General features: G+C 72.9%; 17 protein-coding genes and 1 riboswitch. Of the genes, 10 read left to right on the top strand and 7 right to left on the bottom strand.

What is annotated here, in order from left to right:
* Positions 1–125 precede the first annotated feature (125 nt).
* Together P1P75_RS29515 and P1P75_RS29510 are read left to right on the top strand one after the other, a co-directional pair.
* Positions 126–758 carry a response regulator transcription factor gene (locus P1P75_RS29515; protein ID WP_319261047.1) on the top strand — a complete coding sequence of 211 codons (633 nt, stop codon included), beginning with the start codon at positions 126–128 and terminating at the stop codon, positions 756–758.
* A 91-nt stretch (positions 759–849) separates the two neighbouring features.
* The gene (locus P1P75_RS29510; RefSeq protein WP_319261044.1) at positions 850–2337 is read left to right on the top strand and encodes a hypothetical protein; all 1488 of its coding nucleotides are present in this window, start codon (positions 850–852) and stop codon (positions 2335–2337) included.
* A 3-nt stretch (positions 2338–2340) separates the two neighbouring features.
* Here the strand turns inward: P1P75_RS29510 and P1P75_RS29505 are convergent, their stop codons facing one another.
* Both P1P75_RS29505 and P1P75_RS29500 read right to left on the bottom strand, forming a co-directional pair.
* Entirely contained in the window at positions 2341–2991 is a 651-nt protein-coding gene (locus P1P75_RS29505) for a class I SAM-dependent methyltransferase (RefSeq protein WP_319261042.1), read from the bottom strand.
* 94 nt (positions 2992–3085) lie between these two features.
* Entirely contained in the window at positions 3086–4825 is a 1740-nt protein-coding gene (locus tag P1P75_RS29500; protein ID WP_319261040.1) for an MFS transporter, read from the bottom strand.
* A 311-nt stretch (positions 4826–5136) separates the two neighbouring features.
* Between P1P75_RS29500 and P1P75_RS29495 the strand changes: the two genes are divergently transcribed.
* The 4 genes from P1P75_RS29495 to P1P75_RS29480 all read left to right on the top strand — a co-directional run bounded on the left by P1P75_RS29495 (position 5137) and on the right by P1P75_RS29480 (position 8596).
* Positions 5137–6078: an N-acetylmuramoyl-L-alanine amidase gene (locus tag P1P75_RS29495; RefSeq protein ID WP_319261037.1), complete on the top strand. Its 942-nt coding sequence runs from the start codon at positions 5137–5139 to the stop codon at positions 6076–6078.
* A 170-nt stretch (positions 6079–6248) separates the two neighbouring features.
* Positions 6249–7088 (top strand): DUF5336 domain-containing protein, encoded by an 840-nt coding sequence (locus P1P75_RS29490; protein ID WP_319261034.1) that lies wholly within the window; start codon positions 6249–6251, stop codon positions 7086–7088.
* Positions 7089–7203: 115 nt separating this feature from the next.
* The gene (locus tag P1P75_RS29485) at positions 7204–8214 is read left to right on the top strand and encodes an LLM class F420-dependent oxidoreductase (RefSeq protein ID WP_319261032.1); all 1011 of its coding nucleotides are present in this window, start codon (positions 7204–7206) and stop codon (positions 8212–8214) included.
* 91 nt (positions 8215–8305) lie between these two features.
* Positions 8306–8596: a hypothetical protein gene (locus P1P75_RS29480; RefSeq protein ID WP_319261029.1), complete on the top strand. Its 291-nt coding sequence runs from the start codon at positions 8306–8308 to the stop codon at positions 8594–8596.
* A 48-nt stretch (positions 8597–8644) separates the two neighbouring features.
* Here the strand turns inward: P1P75_RS29480 and P1P75_RS29475 are convergent, their stop codons facing one another.
* The 3 genes from P1P75_RS29475 to P1P75_RS29465 are packed head-to-tail and all read right to left on the bottom strand — an operon-like array spanning position 8645 to position 11861.
* Entirely contained in the window at positions 8645–9715 is a 1071-nt protein-coding gene (locus P1P75_RS29475; protein WP_319261026.1) for a prenyltransferase/squalene oxidase repeat-containing protein, read from the bottom strand.
* Positions 9712–10446, bottom strand: coding sequence for a class I SAM-dependent methyltransferase (locus P1P75_RS29470; protein WP_319261023.1), 735 nt, complete (start codon positions 10444–10446; stop codon positions 9712–9714). Before P1P75_RS29470 ends, P1P75_RS29475 begins: the two co-directional genes overlap by 4 nt.
* Positions 10440–11861 (bottom strand): glycosyltransferase family 4 protein, encoded by a 1422-nt coding sequence (locus tag P1P75_RS29465; protein ID WP_319261020.1) that lies wholly within the window; start codon positions 11859–11861, stop codon positions 10440–10442. Before P1P75_RS29465 ends, P1P75_RS29470 begins: the two co-directional genes overlap by 7 nt.
* 209 nt (positions 11862–12070) lie before the next feature.
* Between P1P75_RS29465 and P1P75_RS29460 the strand changes: the two genes are divergently transcribed.
* A complete protein-coding gene (locus P1P75_RS29460) occupies positions 12071–12712 on the top strand; it encodes a TetR family transcriptional regulator (RefSeq protein ID WP_319261017.1) in 642 nt (213 codons plus the stop codon).
* A 14-nt stretch (positions 12713–12726) separates the two neighbouring features.
* On the opposite strand, the gene P1P75_RS29455 is transcribed toward P1P75_RS29460, so the two are convergent.
* Both P1P75_RS29455 and P1P75_RS29450 read right to left on the bottom strand, forming a co-directional pair.
* Positions 12727–12975, bottom strand: coding sequence for a ferredoxin (locus P1P75_RS29455; RefSeq protein WP_319261014.1), 249 nt, complete (start codon positions 12973–12975; stop codon positions 12727–12729).
* 4 nt (positions 12976–12979) lie between these two features.
* Entirely contained in the window at positions 12980–14437 is a 1458-nt protein-coding gene (locus P1P75_RS29450; RefSeq protein ID WP_319261011.1) for an aldehyde dehydrogenase, read from the bottom strand.
* Between the two features lie 132 nt (positions 14438–14569).
* Between P1P75_RS29450 and P1P75_RS29445 the strand changes: the two genes are divergently transcribed.
* The 3 genes from P1P75_RS29445 to P1P75_RS29435 all read left to right on the top strand — a co-directional run bounded on the left by P1P75_RS29445 (position 14570) and on the right by P1P75_RS29435 (position 17897).
* A complete protein-coding gene (locus P1P75_RS29445; protein WP_319261008.1) occupies positions 14570–15625 on the top strand; it encodes an MBL fold metallo-hydrolase in 1056 nt (351 codons plus the stop codon).
* Between the two features lie 133 nt (positions 15626–15758).
* Positions 15759–15894, top strand: a riboswitch (cobalamin riboswitch).
* Between the two features lie 108 nt (positions 15895–16002).
* Positions 16003–17235, top strand: a complete 1233-nt coding sequence (locus P1P75_RS29440) for a prenyltransferase/squalene oxidase repeat-containing protein (protein WP_319261005.1) — start codon at positions 16003–16005, stop codon at positions 17233–17235.
* The gene (locus P1P75_RS29435) at positions 17232–17897 is read left to right on the top strand and encodes an SCO2322 family protein (protein WP_319261003.1); all 666 of its coding nucleotides are present in this window, start codon (positions 17232–17234) and stop codon (positions 17895–17897) included. The genes P1P75_RS29440 and P1P75_RS29435 overlap by 4 nt, the downstream gene beginning before the upstream one ends.
* Positions 17898–17961: the final 64 nt, after the last annotated feature.

The following is a 17961-nucleotide window of genomic DNA, read 5'->3' as shown; positions in this document are numbered from 1 at the left end:
GGTGGGCCCGGGGACGCGCAGCGGCCGTACCCGGGCGGGGCAGCTTCGGCTTCCTCGCTGGTGAAGCCGGTCGCCGGGGCGGTGCCGTCCGGGCCCGCCGGTCCTACGCTGGGGCCGTGAACGAGATGCCCCGTGACCATCGGCCCGCCAAGTCCATCAGGGTTCTGCTCGCAGAGGACCAGGGCATGATGCGCGGGGCGCTGGCCCTGCTGCTGGGGCTGGAGCCGGACATCGAGGTGGTGGCGAAGGTCGGTACCGGGGACGCGATCGTGGACGCCGCCCTCCTGTACCGCCCTGATGTCGCCCTCCTCGACATCGAGCTGCCCGGCATCAGCGGCCTGGACGCCGCCGCAGAGCTGCGCGAGCAGGCGCCCGACTGCCGGGTGCTGATCCTCACCACCTTCGGCCGGCCGGGCTATCTGCGGCGGGCCATGGAGGCAGGTGCCGCCGGGTTCCTGGTGAAGGACGGTCCCGTGGAGGAGCTGGCGGCCACCATCCGCCGGGTGCTGACCGGGGAGACGGTGGTCGATCCGGCGCTGGCGGCAGCCGCGCTCAGTGCCGGGCCGAGCCCGCTGACGACCCGTGAGTGTGACGTCCTCAGAGCGTCCGCCGACGGCGCGACCGTCGCCGACGTGGCCGCGAAGCTGCATCTGTCGGAGTCGACGGTCCGCAACTACCTCTCCGCGGCCATCGGCAAGACCGGCACCCGCAACCGTGCGGAGGCGATGCGGGAGGCACGGCAGCAGGGCTGGCTCTGAGCGGCGCGGAGCCCGCTGGCATAGTGCCCGCATGTTCCGACCCACACGGATTCGCCGCATACGGACAGGAAGACCCGGGGTTGCCCTGACGGTGAGTCTCGCCGCCGCCCTCGTCACCACCGTGACCGCCCTCGCGCTCGCTTTCGCGTCCGCCGAGGCCGTCGCGGCGGTCGGTTCCGGCGAGGTCGCCTTGAGGCTGGAGGCACCGTCAAGCTTCGTCATGTACAACGCCGAGGAAGGCGCCGACGCCTCCAACAGCGAGTTCGTGGTGCCGGTCGCCGTCGAGGCGGGCGATGGGGGGCCGGCTCGTGGTGTCAGGGTCGCCGTGGACGCCTCCGGCCTGGCGGGCGTCGCCCGTGCGGTGAAGGGCGGCTACGGCAACTGCACGGGCGGCGGACCGGTGTTCACCTGCCTCTACGGCGACCTGCAGAACGGCGACGGTGAGAGCAACGCGCCCTTCACGCTGCACGGTGTGAACGGCGTCGAGCCGGGTGCGAGCGGCACGGTGACCTACACCGCGAGCGCCGACAACGCGCCCTCCGTCACCGGCACCACCCGGATGACCGTCGGCGGACCGGCGCTGCACGGGCCCGGCGCGCACCCCGGGGTGAGCGGACTGAGGACGGGAGAGCCGGGGACGGTCACACCGGGTTTCGCCAACAACTCCCGTTTCCCGGCGGCCCAGGGCGTCGCCCTCAAGGTCGATGTGGAGGGGCTGGCGCTGGCGACCCGGCACAGCAACTGCTACTACCCGGGCCCGCTGCCCTCCTCCGCGTGGTGCGTGTTCCCGACGAAGGCCGCGGCGGGCGCCGCCTACCGCACGAGTGCCCCGCTGGTCTACACGGCCCTGCCGCAGAAGCTGACGGGCTCGCTGGTCTACACGTGGTCGTCGGCCCCGCGGAAGCCGGACGGTCACACCGTCCGTGGTACCGGCGCCCCTCTCACCCTCGTGGGCACCGCCGGCCGGGGCTTCGAGTCCGGTGACGGCACCCTCGGCGTCACCACCACCGTGCAGGCCGACTACAGCCCGGTCACCGCGACCGTACGGGGCCGGGTCGGGGACACGGTGAAGGTGCGGCTCGGGGTGCGCGACCTCGGGCCCGGGAGGATCCTCGGCGACGAGTCGCTGGGTCGCTTCGAGGTGGTCCCGCCGCAGGGCACCACGGTCACCTCGATCCCTTACACGTTCGAGGACGGGGGCGGGAAGTGGGCGTGCGAGCGGCCAAAGACGCCCGGTGGGTCGTTCGTCTGCGAGATCGGCGGCGACCGGTTCCTGGAGGCGCGGCACGAGGGGGACACGACCTCGCTCGACTTCCACGTCCGCATCGACCGGCGGGTCCCCGGCGCACGCGGCACCATTCGCACGTACAACCCCTACGACCGCACCCCCGGCAACGATGTCGCGGTCATCCCGCTGGAGGCCTCCCCTGCACTGCCCTACCGGCCCCTGCGGGAGCCCGGGACCTGGGCGGCCGTCGGCGCGGGTGCCCTGGCGGTCGGGGCGGCGGTGACCGTGTACAGGCGCCACCGGGCGGCGAAAGGCCAGTGCTGGGCCACCAGCATCAGGGCTGACGGCTGACGGCTAGAAGCCGATTCCGGTGCGGCGCAGGACGCGCAGGGAGCCGGTGCCGGAGATCTCCGTGAAGGCGCCGGACTTCAGGGCGCGGAGGTAGACGCGGTAGGGGGCCTGGCCCGTGAACTCGTCGGCCGGCTCCGGGAAGACGTCGTGGATGACGAGCAGGCCGCCCTCGGCGACGTGCGGGGCCCAGCCCTCGTAGTCGGAGCCGGCGTGCTCGTCGGTGTGGCCGCCGTCGACGAAGACCAGGCCGAGGGGCGAGTTCCAGAAGGCGGCGATCTGCGGGGAGCGGCCGACGAGCGCCACCACATGCTCCTCCAGGCCGGCCCGGTGCAGGGTGCGGCGGAAGGCGGGCAGCGTGTCCATCAGACCGATCTCGGGGTCGACGGTCTCCGGGTCGTGGTAGTCCCAGCCCGGCTGCTGCTCCTCGCTGCCCCGGTGGTGGTCGAGGGTGAGCGCGGTGACCCCGGCCCGCCGGGCCGCGTCGGCGAGCAGGATCGTCGAGCGCCCGCAGTACGTGCCGACCTCCAGCAGGGGCAGCCCCAGACCGGCGGCCTCGACCGCGGCGGCGTACAGCGCGAGTCCCTCGTCGCAGGGCATGAACCCCTTGGCGGCCTCGAACGCGGCCAGGATCTCGGGCTCGGGTGCCGCGGGCATGCGGGGTCCTTCCGGTGGTACGTGCGTCTGGGACCGCCCATGATGCACCGCGCCCCCCGTCGGACGACCGACGGGGGGTGCGGGGTCGCGCGGGTCAGGCGGTGACCGTCTCGCCGGGCAGGGCCAGGTCCAGGTCGACGGGGCGCTCGTCGCCCGCGTGGGTCGCGGCGGAGGCGAGGGGACCGTGGCCGTTGGCCTTGGCGGCCAGGACGTAGGCGCCCTGGGCGGGGACGGCGACGGCGTAGCTGCCGTCCGCCTCGGACAGGGTGGCGCCGGCCTGGCGGCCGCGGCGGTCGATGAGGGTGACCCTGGCGTGGGCGACCGGGGCGCCGCCGGCGTCCAGGACCCGGCCGCGGAAGCTCCGCAGGACCTCTTCGGCACGGGCGAGGTTGGCGTCCTCCTCGCTGCTGGCGCGCAGCTGCGGCATCGCCGCGGGGGTGCGGCGGGGCAGGAACAGGGCGAACAGCAGGCCTACGGCGACGGCGCCGGTGGCGATCAGGAAGGAGACCCGGAAGCCGTGCATGGTGGGGACGGCGACGCCGCCCACGTCGTTCGCGGTGTTGGCCAGCACCATGCCGATGACGGCGCTGGAGACCGACGTACCGATGGACCGCATCAGGGTGTTGAGGCCGTTGGCCGCGCCCGTCTCCGAGGCCGGGACGGCGCCGACGATCAGCGCGGGGAGCGAGGAGTAGGCGAGGCCGATGCCCGCGCCCAGGACGACGGCGATGACGAGGCTCTGCCAGGCGGCGGTCATGAGGCCGAGGCCGGCGCCGTAGCCGATCGCGATGATCAGCAGGCCGAGGATCAGGGTGAACTTGGGGCCGTACGTGGCGGAGAGGCGGGCGTAGACCGGTGCGGTGACCATCATCGTGAGGCCGAGCGGCGCCACCAGGAGGCCGGCGGTGACCATGGACTGGCCGAGGCCGTAGCCGGTGCTCGTGGGCAGCTGGAGGAGCTGGGGGAGGACGAGGGAGACGACGTAGAAGGAGACGCCGACCATGATCGAGGCGAGGTTGGTGAAGAGGACCGCCGGGCGGGCGCTGGTGCGCAGGTCGACCAGCGGGGCCTTGACGCGCAGCTCCATCACGCCCCACAGGCCGAGCACGACGGCGGAGGCGGCGAACAGGGCGAGCGTGGTGCCGGAGGACCAGCCCCAGTCGCTGCCCTTGGTGATCGGCAGCAGGAGCAGGACGAGGCCGGCGGAGAGGCCGATCGCGCCCGGCAGGTCGAAGGAGCCGCCGGCGCGGGCCGGGGACTCGGATACGGCGAGCAGGGTGAGGCCGATGGCGAGGAGGCCGAGGCCGGCGGCGCCGTAGTAGAGGGCGTGCCAGTCTGCGTGCTGGGCGACGAGGGCCGCGGCGGGCAGGGCGAGGCCGCCGCCGACGCCGATGGAGGAGCTCATCAGGGCCATGGCCGAGCCGAGCTTCTCGCGGGGCAGCATGTCGCGCATCAGGCCGATGCCGAGCGGGATCGCGCCCATCGCGAAGCCCTGGAGGGTGCGGCCGACGATCATGATGAGCAGATCGCTGGTGACGGCGCTGACGAGGGCGCCGACGACCATCACGGCGAGGCTGAGGATCAGCAGGCGCCGCTTGCCGTACAGGTCGCCGAGGCGGCCCATGATCGGGGTGGCGACGGCGCCGGACAGCAGGGTCGAGGTGAGGACCCAGGTGGCGTTGCCGGGTGAGGTGGCCAGCAGTTGCGGCAGGTCCTTGATGACCGGGACCAGCAGTGTCTGCATCACCGCGACCACGATGCCCGCGAAGGCGAGCACGGGGACGAGGGCACCGCCCGCCCGGCGTCCGGGCTGATCGGTCGGCGTGTGCGTCATGGAGCGAGGCCTCCAGGCCTGAGAGGAGCGGTGCGAACGGGCGAGCGGTGCGGGATGCAGAGCGGGGCACGTCGGCGGATACGTGCAGAGTGAACCCCGTATGCATGAGCAACTATTCCGATGCTTTGGCATACTAACGAAATCTTGACCTTCTCTTGGGACACCGGGCGCCCGGCCGCCGCTGCCGCTCGCGAGGGCCGCACGGCGGCTCGGCGCCGCCGTACCGCTGGGCCGTACGGCGACTCGGCGCCGCCGTACCGCCCCCGTCGCCCTCCCCGTCCCGCCGGAGACGTCCGGTTAGGGTGGCAGGCGTGTCCTACGTAGGTCCTGACTTCGATCCCCCGCGTCCCCGCCGCTCCGCGCTGCGGCGCACGCTCACCGTGGTGCTCGCCGCGCTCGTGCCGGGCGCGCTGCTCGGCTGGCTGGCGTTCGAGACGCTGGGCGGGGCGGACGACGGCGGGCCCGGCCGGGCCGCGGGGGCGACCTCCAGCACCGCGCGGTCGGCCGGCGGCGACCCCGACGACAAGCCGGGCGCCTCGGCCTCGCAGTCCCCGACGGCGTCCGCGCCCGGCGGTGTGGGGTCCCTCGCGGGCAAGGTCGTCGTCATCGACCCGGGACACAACCCCGCCAACTTCGCGCACACGGCCGAGATCAACAGCAAGGTGGACATCGGCACCCACAAGAAGGAGTGCGACACCACCGGCACCGCCACCAACTCCGGTTACACCGAGGCCGCGTTCACCCTGGACGTGGCGCACCGGCTGCGCACCCTGCTGGAGCGGCAGGGTGCCACGGTGAAGCTGACGCAGGACGCCGACCGGCCGTACGGCCCCTGCATCGACGAGCGGGCCCGGATCGGCAACTCGGCCCAGGCGGACGCCGTCGTCTCCGTCCATGCCGACGGCGCGGCCTCCGGGCAGCGCGGTTTCCATGTGATCCTGCCGGGCGCGGTGCACGAGGGCGGCGCCGACACCCGCGCCATCGTGGCGCCTTCGCGGGAACTTGGCGAACTGATCGCGGACGACTTCGCGGAGTCCACCGGCACCTCGCCCTCCAACTACGTCGGCGGCGGTACCGGTCTCGTCACACGTGAGGACCTGGGCGGTCTCAATCTGTCAACGGTTCCCAAGGTGTTCATCGAGTGCGGCAACATGCGCGATAGCAAGGACGCGGCACTGCTGACCAGCGGCGCCTGGCGGCAGAAGGCGGCGCAGGGGATCTCTGAGGGAATCGTGAGTTTCCTGCGCGGGTAGTGACCGGCGGGCTGATCCCCGGGGACAGTCTGATCGTGCGGACGATAGTGTCGTCCCCACGATGAGAGGCCACCCCCGCGCTTCCCACCCGGGCCTGACGGCGACAGAGTGGCAGCGACGCCTCTACCGATGCGTGTATCGATGACGAGACGACTGACGAAGGACCTGAAGTGAATATCCGCTCTCTCACTCGAGGCGACGGCGTGGTGATCGGAGCAGCGGTGTTGCTGTTCGTCGCGTCGTTCTTCGATCTCTACTCGATCGACGGGATCCCCGACAGCTACGACATGCCGAGCCTCTGGGGCAGCGGGCCGGTGCTCTTCGGTGTCGTGCTCGCCGGAATCATTGGTGCCGCGCTCGTGGTCATCAGCCGGGGGCTGCCGCAGGTGCCCAAGGTCGCCGGACTCGACCTCGGCCAGTTCGGTGTGGCCTTCGCGGTCTTCGCCGCGTGGAGCGCGCTCGGCAACATCTTCGACCCGTCCGGCGGTTACGACAACGTCGGCGACTCCTCCAACAGCCCCGACGCCGGTACGGGCCTGATCCTGGCGCTCATCGCCTCGCTGCTGCTGGCCGCCGCGGCCGTCGCCACCCCCCTGGTGCCGGCTCTCCAGGCCGCCCTGGTTCCCGCCCCGAAGCCGCCGGCCCCGCTGCCCTACGGCGCTCAGCCGCCCGCGGGTTACGGCTACCCGGGTGCGCAGCAGCAGCAGCCGTCGGCGTTCGGTGGTCCGCCGCAGCCGCAGGGTCAGCAGCCGGGCCAGCCGGCGTTCGCGGCCGGGCAGCCCGCCGCTCCGGCGCAGCAGCCGCCGGCCGCCGACTTCTCGCCGTTCTGGTTCGCCGTGCCGGTGCCGCGTCCGCTGTACGCGGAGGACGGCGCACCCATGCCGATCGCCGAACTGGCTCCGGGCACCTGGTACCTGGCCGTCGAGCAGGGCGCCCAGGGCCTGGTGGCCCAGACCCAGGACGGCCGTCGCGGTGTACTGCGCGACACCTCCGGCATCCAGCGCGGCTGAGGCTCAGCTCCGCAGCCGGGCCCGCGTCTCGCGGCCCCTCGCCCTTCCGGGCGGGGGGCCGTTGTCGTACAGTCGCCTACCGCCAGGACAGCTGACATACCGTCAGGAGGCAGGCATGCGGCTCGGTCTCGCGCTCGGCTACTGGGGACGCGGCCCCTCCCCCGCGCATGTGGAGCTGGCGCGGGAGGCGGAGCGGCTCGGGTACGACTCGGTGTGGACGGCCGAGTCCTGGGGGTCGGACGCCTTCACCCCGCTCACCTGGATCGCCGCCCACACCTCGACGATCGGGCTGGGTACGGCGGTTGCGCAGATGGCGGCCCGTTCACCGACCACGACGGCGATGCACGCGCTCACCCTGGACCATCTCTCCGGCGGGCGGATGACGCTGGGCCTCGGCCTGTCCGGGCCGCAGGTCGTCGAGGGCTGGTACGGGCGCCCGTTCCCGGCCTCGCCGCTGACGGCGACCCGCGAGTACGTCGACGTCGTACGGCAGGTGCTGCGGCGGGAGGGGCCCGTCGAGCTGGACGGGCGTTTCCACCCGCATCCCTACCGGGGTCCGGACGGGACCGGGCTCGGCAAGCCGCTGAAGCCGATCACGCATCCGCTGCGCGCAGGCCTGCCCGTGCTGCTGGGCGCGGAGGGGCCGAGGAACGTGGCGCAGACGGCCCGGATCGCCGACGGCTGGCTGCCGCTGTACTGGTCGCCGGACCGGCCGGACGCGTACGGGCCGGCGGTGGCGGAGCTGCCTGCGGGGTTCCGGGTGGCGCCGATGGCGCGGGTGCGGGTGTGCGACGACGTCGCGGAGGGGCTGTTGCCGGTCAAGGCGATGCTGGGCTTCTACATCGGCGGGATGGGGCACGCCCGGCGCAACTTCCACGCCGATCTGATGGCCCGCATGGGGTACGAGGAGGAGGCCCGGCGGATCCAGGAGCTGTTCCTGGCCGGGCGCCGGGAGGAGGCCGTACTGGCCGTCCCGGACGCGTTCGCCGACGAGATCTCCCTGGTGGGCCCGCGCGGGCGCATAGCCGAGCGGCTGGAGCGGTGGCGCGCGGGCCCGGTGACGGACCTGCTGGTCCTGACCCCGGACCCGCACACCCTGCGCGTCCTGGCCGAACTCAACTCCTAGGCGGCGCGGGAAGGTAGGCCACCGCGCGGGGGACGGGAGAGGTCGGGAACCGGTCGTGTTTCATTCCGTCACGGGCGGCAAGGCGCACTGTATGTCCCCTCGATATGAGAACGGTGCGCATTCGGCCGGCAGGATCATCGCCGTCGTCGCCGACGTGATGGCCTTCATCCTGGGCCTCTGGATCGTCATGTATCTGCTGGACGCCAACCGGGGCAACGAGTTCGTGCAGTTCGTGCACGAGGTGGCCCGCTGGCTGGCGGGCTGGTCGCACGACCTGTTCACGTTCGACGAGGCGTGGGCGCGGGTCGTGGCGGGCTACGGCCTGGCGGCGATCGTGTACCTGTTCATCGGCCACGCGATCGCCAACCGGGTCCGCCACTGACGCCACTGGCCCCTCGAAGACCTCCCCAACGCCCCTCGGTCGACCCTCTCAGTCGCAGCAGTCGGGATCCAGCCCCGTCGGCAGACGGTCGCCGGAGAACACCGCGCAGGTGGCGTCGTGGCCGCCCAGGGCCGCGACCGCGAGCAGCAGCGACCCGGCGGTCCACGTCGTCAGCTCCTGCGGCCAGATCGCCGCGTCGTCGAAGACGTACCCCGTCCAGTACAGGCCCGACTCCGGGTCGCGCAGCCGCTGGATCCACTGGAGGATCTCCAGCGCCCGGTCGGACTCGCCGATCACCCAGAGCGCCAGGGCCAGTTCGGCCGACTCCCCGCCGGTCACCCACGGGTTGGGCACCACGCAGCGCACGCCGAGCCCCGGCACGACGAACCGCTCCCACATCTCCTCGATGCGGGCCTTGGCCTCGACGCCGGTGAGCGCGCCGCCCAGGACCGGGTAGTACCAGTCCATCGAGTAGCGGGCCTTGTCCAGGAAGCGCTCCGGGTGCCGCCGGATGGCGTGCCGCAGCGCGCCCGCCGCCAACTCCCAGTCCGGCTGGGGTTCTTCGCGCTGTTCGGCGATGGCCAGGGCGCAGCGCAGCGCGTGGTGGATCGACGAGGATCCGGTCAGCAGGGCGTCCGTGGTGGGCGTGCCGTCGTCGTCGCGGCGCCAGCCGATCTGTCCGCCGCTCTGCTGGAGCCGCAGCACGTACTCGACGGCCGCGTGGACGACCGGCCACATGCGGTCCAGGAAGGTGTCGTCGCCGGTGGACAGGTAGTGATGCCAGACACCGACGGCGACGTAGGCGACGAAGTTGGTCTCGCGGCCACGGTCGGTGACGTCGGCGAAGTCGCCGTCGGCGTAGGCCGCGTACCAGGAGCCGTCCTCGTGCTGGTTCCGGGCGAGCCACTCGTAGGCCCGCTCGGCGGCCTCGTGCTCGCCCGCCGCGTCCAGCGCCATCGCGGCCTCGGTGTGGTCCCACGGGTCGAGGTGGTGCCCGCGGAACCACGGGATCGCCCCGTCCTCGCGTTGTTCGGCGAGGATGCCGCGGACGGTCCCGGCGGCCTGCTCGGCGGTGAGGACCCCGGCCAGGACGAGGTGTTCTGTCCGGGGAGTCGTCACTTGGCGTCCACTCGGGGCAGGTGGGGCTTGGTCGCGTACGCCACGAAGCTCTTGCCGATCAGCGGGTTCAGCGCCTGTTCGGCGACCCGGGTCGCCAGGGGCTTCTTCATGATGTCCCAGACCAGCAGCTTGTGGTACGCCCGCACCGGCAGCGCCTGGTCGTTGTCGACCCCGAACGCGCACTTGAGCCACCAGTACGGCGAGTGCAGCGCGTGGGCGTGATGGCTGCCGTACGGCCTGAGGCCCGCCTCGCGGATCTTGCCGAGGAGTTCGTCCGCCTTGTAGATGCGGATGTGGCCGCCCTCGACCTCGTGGTAGGCGTCGGACAGGGTCCAGCAGACCTTCTCGGGGCCGTAGCGCGGCACGGTGATGGCGATGCGTCCGCCGGGCTTCAACACCCGTACCATCTCGGCGAGTACGCCCTTGTCGTCGGGGATGTGCTCCATCACCTCGGAGATGATGACGACGTCGAAGGACTCGTCGGGAAAGGGCAGCGCGAGGGCGTCGCCCTCCATCGCGGTGGCGGTCGCGCCCTCGGGGGCCTCGCCGGCCTCCTTCATGGCGGCGAACCACTTGGCGACCTCGCGGATCTCCTCGGCGTTCTGGTCCAGCGCCACGACCTGGGCGCCGCGCCGGTAGCACTCGAAGGCGTGGCGTCCCGCCCCGCAGCCGAGGTCCAGGACACGGTCGCCCGGGGCGAGCGGGAACCGGGAGAAGTCGACGGTCAGCACGTGGCCCTGCTTTCGCGATCGGATTCGACGTCAACGTCTGGGACAGCATCTGGGGAGGAGGCCGGGGCGGGAAGAGCCGGCAGCGCTCCGAAGGGGCGGGGGCCGCGTCGGTCTCCGCCCCGCTCGACGGCCTCGCGGTACCGCTCGACGGTGCCCTCGGCGGCGCGCGCCCAGGTGAACCGCTCCAGCACCCGCTCGCGTCCGGCCGCGCCCATCCGGGCCCGCAGTGCGGGGTCGGCGAGCAGCCGGCTCAGCGCGGTGGCCAGCGCTCCCGCGTCGCCCGGCGGTACGGCCAGGCAGGTCTCGCCGTCGCGTCCGGCGACCTCGGGGGTGGCGCCGCCGGTGGTGGCGACGAGTGGGGTGCCGGTCGCCATGGCCTCGGCGGCCGGCAGCGAGAAGCCTTCGTAGAGGGAGGGCACGCAGGCGACCTCCGCCGAGCGGACCAGGTCGACGAGTTCGGCGTCGGAGATGCCCTTGACGAACTCGATGGCGCCTTCGAGGCCGTAGCGTTCGACGGCGGCGGCGACGGGGCCCTCCTGCGGGCGCTTGCCGACGACGACGAGATGGGCGTTCGGCTGTTCGGTACGGACCTTGGCCAGCGCCTCGACGAGGAAGACCAGGCCCTTGAGGGGCACGTCCGCGCTGGACGTCGTGACGATGCGGCCCGGCACGACGGACACGGACGAGTCGGGCGCGAACAGGTCGGTGTCGGCGCCGATGTGGACGACGTGGATGCGCTCGTCACGGACCCCGAGGTGCTCGACGATCTCCTGGCGGGAGGTGCCGGAGACGGTGAGCACGGACGGCAGCCGGCGGGCGACGCGCTTCTGCATACGGGTGAAGGCGTACCAGCGGCGCACCGAGGCACGCCGCTTGCGTCCCTCGGCGGCGTCCAGCTCCAACTGCCGGTCGACGGTGATGGGGTGGTGGATGGTGGTGACCAGCGGGGCGCCGACATCACCCAGCAGGCCGTAGCCGAGGGTCTGGTTGTCGTGCACGACGTCGAACTCGCCACGGCGGGCGCGCAGATGGCGGCGGGCCCGCAGCGAGAAGGTCAGCGGCTCGGGAAAGCCGCCGGTCCACATCGTCGCCACTTCGAGGGCGTCGATCCAGTCGCGGTACTCGCCGCGTCCCGGGGTGCGGAAGGGGTCCGGCTGACGGTAGAGGTCGAGACTGGGCAGCTCGGTGAGGGACAGCCGGCCGTCGTGGCCCCCGTCGAGGACCGGGTACGGCTGGGAGCCGATGACCTCGACGCGGTGGCCGAGGCGGGCGAGTTCACGCGAGAGGTGGCGGACGTAGACGCCCTGGCCGCCGCAGAACGGGTTTCCCTTGTAGGTGAGGAGCGCGATGTCGAGCGGTCGCCCGCCGTCCGCGGCGAGGTCCTGGGACCCCGCCTGACTGGCCTCAGCGGTCACTCCGGGCCCCCTTCTGCCTGCACTGTCCCGCGAGACTACGACGGGACGCTAATCTAGAACAAGTTTCAGACTTGATCGTCCGGGAGGCTCTGAATCTACCGGCAGGTAAGGACGCTGTGAGCCGTGGATCAGGTGATTCACGCCACGACCCGGCGCCCTGTTCCGCTGAGTGATCACAAGGCCTCACCGACCGTCACGGAACGGGACCCATGCCCGCGCACGCCAAGGGGGACAAGGTGGATACCAGCATCCAGCGCCCCTCCGCCGCTCCCCTCACCGAGCGGCAGGAGGCCCGTCGCCGCCGCATCCTGCACGCGAGCGCCCGGCTGGCGAGCCGGGGCGGGTTCGACGCGGTGCAGATGCGGGAGGTCGCCGAGTCCTCGCAGGTGGCCCTCGGCACGCTCTACCGCTACTTCCCGTCCAAGGTGCATCTGCTGGTCGCCACGATGCAGGACCAGTTGGAGCGGATGCACGGCACGCTGAGGAAGAAGCCCCCGGCGGGCGACACCCCGGCCGAGCGGGTCGCGGAGACCCTGATGCGCGCCTTCCGGGCCCTCCAGCGCGAGCCGCACCTGGCCGACGCGATGGTCCGCGCCCTCACCTTCGCCGACCGCAGCGTCTCCCCCGAGGTCGACCAGGTGTCCCGCCAGACCACCGCGATCATCCTGGACGCGATGGGCCTGGCGGATCCCACTGCGGAACAGCTCTCCGCGGTCCGCGTCATCGAACACACCTGGCACTCGGCCCTCATCACCTGGCTCTCGGGCCGGGCCTCCATCGCCCAGGTCCGCATCGACATCGAAACGGTCTGCCGGCTGATCGACGTGACGCAGCCGCCCCCGCCCCGGTAGGGCGGCCGCCGGCTCTACTCCTCCGGCGGGAACACCGCCTCCCCGTTCTCCGCCAGGGTGATCACGATCGCCTCGACCGGGCAGCTCTCCGCGGCCGCCAGGACGCGTTCGTCGGCGCCCGTGTCGGGGGCGCTCGGGTGGGACTGGCGGGCGCGGTCGAGGTGGAAGCGGTCGGGGGCGTGGTGCAGGCACTGGGCGGAGCCGATGCACAGGGAGCGGTCGACCTCGACGTGCCAGCGGTCTCCCGTCCCGGGTACGCCCATCCGCTCAGCCCTCCCAGCCGGCCGGCAGGTGGATCATCTTGTGCTCCAGGTACTCGCCGTACCCTTCGGGGCCGAACTCCCGGCCCAGGCCGCTGTTCTTGTAACCGCCGAACGGGCCGAGCATGTCGAGGCTGAAGGTGTTCACGGAGTACGTCCCGGTGCGGACCTGGCGGGCCACCTCGATGCCGTGCCCGACGTCCGCGGTCCACACACTGCCGCTCAGGCCGTAGTCGGAGTCGTTGGCGATCTTCACGGCCTCGGCCTCGTCGCCGTAGGGCAGGAGGCAGATCACCGGGCCGAAGATCTCCTCGCGGGCGATCCGCATGGAGTTGTCGACGTCTCCGAAGAGGGTCGGCTCGACATACCAGCCGCGGTCCAGGCCGGGCGGCCGGCCGCCGCCCGTGAGGATCTTCGCGCCCTCCTCCTGGCCGATGCGGATGTAGTCGAGATTGCGCTGCTGCTGACGCCTGGCGACCAGCGGGCCGACCTGGGTCGCGGGGTCCAGCGGGTCGCCGACGACCAGTGCGCCGGCCGCCGCCGTGAAGGCGTCCGCGAACTCGTCGTAGCGGGAGCGCGGCAGCAGGATGCGCGTCTGGGCGACGCAGGCCTGGCCGTTGTTCATCCAGGCCGCCGAGACGACCTGGGGGACGGTCGTCTCGATGTCCGCGTCCGGCAGGACGAGCGCCGCCGACTTGCCGCCCAACTCCAGGGTGACGCGGGTGAGATGGCGGGCGGCGACCTCCATCACGCGCTTGCCGGCCGCCACCGATCCGGTGAAGGAGACCTTGTCGACGCCGGGATGCCCGACCAGGTACTCGCTCACCTCCCGGTCCGCGGGAAGGATCGACAGGACCCCTTCGGGCAGTCCCGCCTCCCGGGTGATCTCCGCCAACAGGTAGGCGTCCAGAGGTGATTCGGGCGACGGCTTGAGCACCACCGTGCAGCCGGTGAGCAGCGCGGGCGCGAGCTTGGCGGCGGCCACGAACTGCGGGACGTTCCAGGGGGCGACCGCGGCCACGACCCCGACCGGTTCGCGCCGCACCAGGATCTTCCCGAGGACGCCGTCGCGCCGCTCCTCGACGGGGAAGCCGCGCGCGACGGTGATCGCCGCGTCCCACACCATCATCGCGCCGAGCGCCTGCGCGAGGACGCTCCAGGAATACGGGGAGCCGTTCTCGGAGGAGATCACCCGGGCGATCTCCTCGTACCGGGCGGCGATCCCGTCCTTGATGCGGGTGACGACCGCGATCCGCTCCGCCAGCGGCAGCCGGGGCCACGGCCCCTCGTCGAAGGCCCGCCGCGCCGCCGCGACCGCCCGGTCCACGTCGGCGGGCGAGGCGTGCGGTACGCGCCCGATGACCTCCTCGGTGTGCGGCGAGACGACCTCGATGACGTCCTTGCCGAGGGGGTCGGTCAACTCCCCGCCGATGAACAGCTGTCCGTGTTCCACTAGCTCGGCCATGGCGACTGCCTCCCGAGGGCGCCGGCGTCTCTGAGTCTCCGCCGACGTGTCTGAGACGAAGTTTCTGACGGTGTTTCAGAAACTGATACCAGTTCTCGTTATAGTGGGCAATGGCCGTGGGACGGAGGGCGCATGACGAGCAGCCTGGACGAGGGCCCCGTGCCCCCGACGACGTACGACCACGGCGGAGGCGTGTGCTCGCTGCGCGTGCCCATCCCGGACAACCCCCTCGGGCACACCCTGGTGTACGTCGTCGACACCGACCGCGGGCCGGTCCTCGTCGACACCGGCTGGGACGACCCCGCCTCCTGGGACGCCCTGACCGCCGGGCTCACCGCCTGCGGCACCTCCGTCACCGAGCTGTACGGCATCGTCGTCACCCACCACCACCCCGACCACCACGGCCTGTCGGGCGCGGTGCGCGAGGCCAGCGGCGCGTGGATCGCGATGCACGCGGCGGACGGCGCGATCGTCCGGCGGACCCGCGCGACCCGGCCCGCCCGCTGGTACACGTACATGACGGACAAGCTGGTGGCCGCCGGTGCGCCCGAGGAGCACGTGGCCCCGCTGCGCACCGCCCGGCGCCGCGCGTTCCCGGGCCTCTCCCCCGCCCTTCCCGACCGCGAGATCGAGCCGGGGGAACTCCTCGACCTGCCCGGCCGCCGCCTGCGCGCGATCTGGACGCCGGGCCACACCCCCGGCCATGTCTGCCTCCACCTGGAGGAGGACCACCCGGACCGACTGCCGGGCCACGGACGGCTGTTCTCCGGCGACCATCTGCTGCCGGAGATCACCCCGCACATCGGCCTGTACGAGGACCCCGACGACGCCACGGTCACCGACCCCCTCGGCGACTACCTGGCCTCCCTCGAACGCGTCGGCCGCCTCGCCGTCGCCGAGATCCTCCCCGCCCACCAGTACGCCTTCACCGACGCCTCGTCCCGGGTACGGGACCTGCTCGCCCACCACGAGGACCGCCTCGCCGGCCTGAGGGAGTTGCTGGCCGAGCCGCTCACCCCCTGGCAGCTCGCCGAGCGCATGGAGTGGAACCGCCCCTGGGAGCAGATCCCGTACGGCTCCCGGAACATCGCCGTCTCGGAGGCCGAGGCCCACCTGCGGCGCCTGGTGAAACTGGGGCACGCGGAGGCGGTGACGGGGAGCGAGCCGGTCACGTACGTGGCCGTGTAGGCACGGCGGCAGACGCGGCGCGCACTTCACCGGACGTATCGGCACCGTCCGCCCGGGTCGAGCGGCGCGCTCCCCGTCGTTCCCACGGGCCGCACGTACCCCCGCTCACGGGCTGCCCTCAGGGCCATTCCTACGGCCGAGTACAGTGGCCCGGTCGTCATCACACCCGTACGGGGGAAAGCCGGTGCAATTCCGGCGCTGACCCGCAACCGTGAGCAGTGGACACCACCATTGCCAGCCGGACTGCCCCGGACGGACGTGACCGGCTCACGTGCGTCGGCGCCGCCGCCGTACGGCACCGTCGAGGTATGCGGAGCCGAGCCGCCGGGATGTCCCGTGCTGCCCGGCTCCCTGACAGGGAGAGGCACCCGCCGATCATGAACGTCCGTCGCAGCGCCGCGGTCCTGGCCGCCACCGCAGTGATCGGCGCCGCCACGCCCGCCGTGGCCGCGTCCCCGTCGCCGACTCCGTCCGTGGCGATCCCGTCCGGCCTGTACGGCAGCGCCGACCCGACGTACGACGGCGTCTGGCGCCAGTCGCTCGCGCTGCTCGCCCAGGACACGGCCGGGGTGAAGCCGGCGGGGAAGGCCGTGGACTGGCTGACCGGCCAGCAGTGCGCGAACGGCTCCTTCGCCGCGTTCCGCGCCGACCCGGCCAAGGCCTGCGACGCCAAGCTGATGGTCGACAGCAACAGCACGGCCGCCGCCGTCCAGGCCCTCGCGGCCCTCGGCGGGCACGAGGCCGCGGTGGACAAGGCCGTCGGCTGGCTGAAGTCCGTACAGAACGCGGACGGTGGCTGGGGGTACGCCCCCGGCGGTGCCAGCGACACCAACTCGACGTCCGTCGTCGTGGGCGCGCTGGCGGCGGCCGGGGCGAAGCCGGCGGAGGTCGTGAAGGGCGGGAGGTCGCCGTACGACGCCCTGGTCGGGCTGGCGCTGCCCTGTGCCGCGGGCGGCGCCTTCGCCTACCAGCCCGACAAGCAGGGCAAGCTGTCGGCGAACGCGGACGCCACGGCGGCGGGCGTCCTCGGGGCGCTCGGCAAGGGCCTCGCGGCCGGAGCCGCGAGGAAGGCGGACGCCGCCGCCTGCGCCGACGCCGGCTATCCGGGCTCGCCGCAGGCCGCCGCGAACGGCGCCGCCTACCTGGCGAAGTCCGTCGCCAAGGACGGGTACCTGACCTCCGTGCTGCCCGGCGCCGAGAACCAGCCGGACTACGGCAACACCGCCGACGCCGTGGTCGCGCTCGCCGCACAGGGCGGCGCCGAGCAGGCCCGGAAGCCCCTCGCCTGGCTCCAGCGGAACGCCGCAGCCTGGGCGAAGCAGAGCGGCCCCGCCGCCTACGCCCAGCTGGTCTTCGCCGCCCACGCGACGGGTACGGACCCGCGCGCGTTCGGCGGCACGGACCTGGTCGCCGCCCTCAACTCGACGGGCCCGACGCCGCAGCAGACCGGCAAGGCGACCGGTGGCCTCCAGCGTGACGACTCCGACGAGAAGGACGGCACCGAGGACTCCGACGACGGCTTCGGCGTCTGGTGGACCGTCGGCGTCTTCCTCGTCGCGGGTATCGGGATCGGCTTCCTGATCAGCGGCCGCAGGAAGCGGCAGCAGTGATAGGCCGCCTCGCCGCCCTGCTCGTCGCCGCGGTGTTCCTGGCTCTGGCGGCCGGCACCGGCCCGGCCCAGGCCGCCGGATACCGCTACTGGTCGTTCTGGGACCGCGACGGCGACCGCTGGGTCTACGCCACCGAGGGCCCCTCCACGGCCCGCCCCGCCGACGGCGCCGTCCAGGGCTTCCGGTTCGCGGTCAGCCAGGACTCGCAGGACACGTCACGGCCACGCGGCGCGGCCTCGTTCGAGGCGATCTGCGCGCGGACCCCGGCGCGGGACGGCATGAAGCGGGTCGCCCTGGTCGTCGACTTCGGCACCCCGGCGGACGCGCCCTCCGGCGAGACCCCGCCGCCCGCGCGCACGGCCTGCGTCCGCGTCCGCCACGACGCGAGCACGGCGGAGGCCCTCGCCGCCACCGCCAAGCCGCTGCGTTACGACCCGAACGCGCTGCTGTGCGCGATCGCGGGCTACCCGGAGTCGGGCTGCGGGGACCAGGTGACGACGACCGACAAGGAAAGGGAAACGGACCAGCCCGCGTCGAAGCCCTCGGCGTCCTCCGCCGACGAGAGCGGCGGACCGTCGGTGGGCGTGTACGCGGGCGGTGCCCTGATCGCCGCCGTGGCAGCGGCGGCGGTGTGGCAGGCCCGGCGGCGCGGGAATGTCTGAGGGCACCCACCCCGCAAAGAGCGCCGCGCGCCCCGCAGAGAGCGACAGCCTCCCCGTCACCCTC

Source organism: Streptomyces sp. ID05-39B (genome assembly GCF_033794725.1).
Classification (GTDB): domain Bacteria; phylum Actinomycetota; class Actinomycetes; order Streptomycetales; family Streptomycetaceae; genus Streptomyces; species Streptomyces bobili.
Note: the sequence above shows the minus strand (reverse complement) of the source record. Positions and strands in the feature narration are given on the sequence as shown.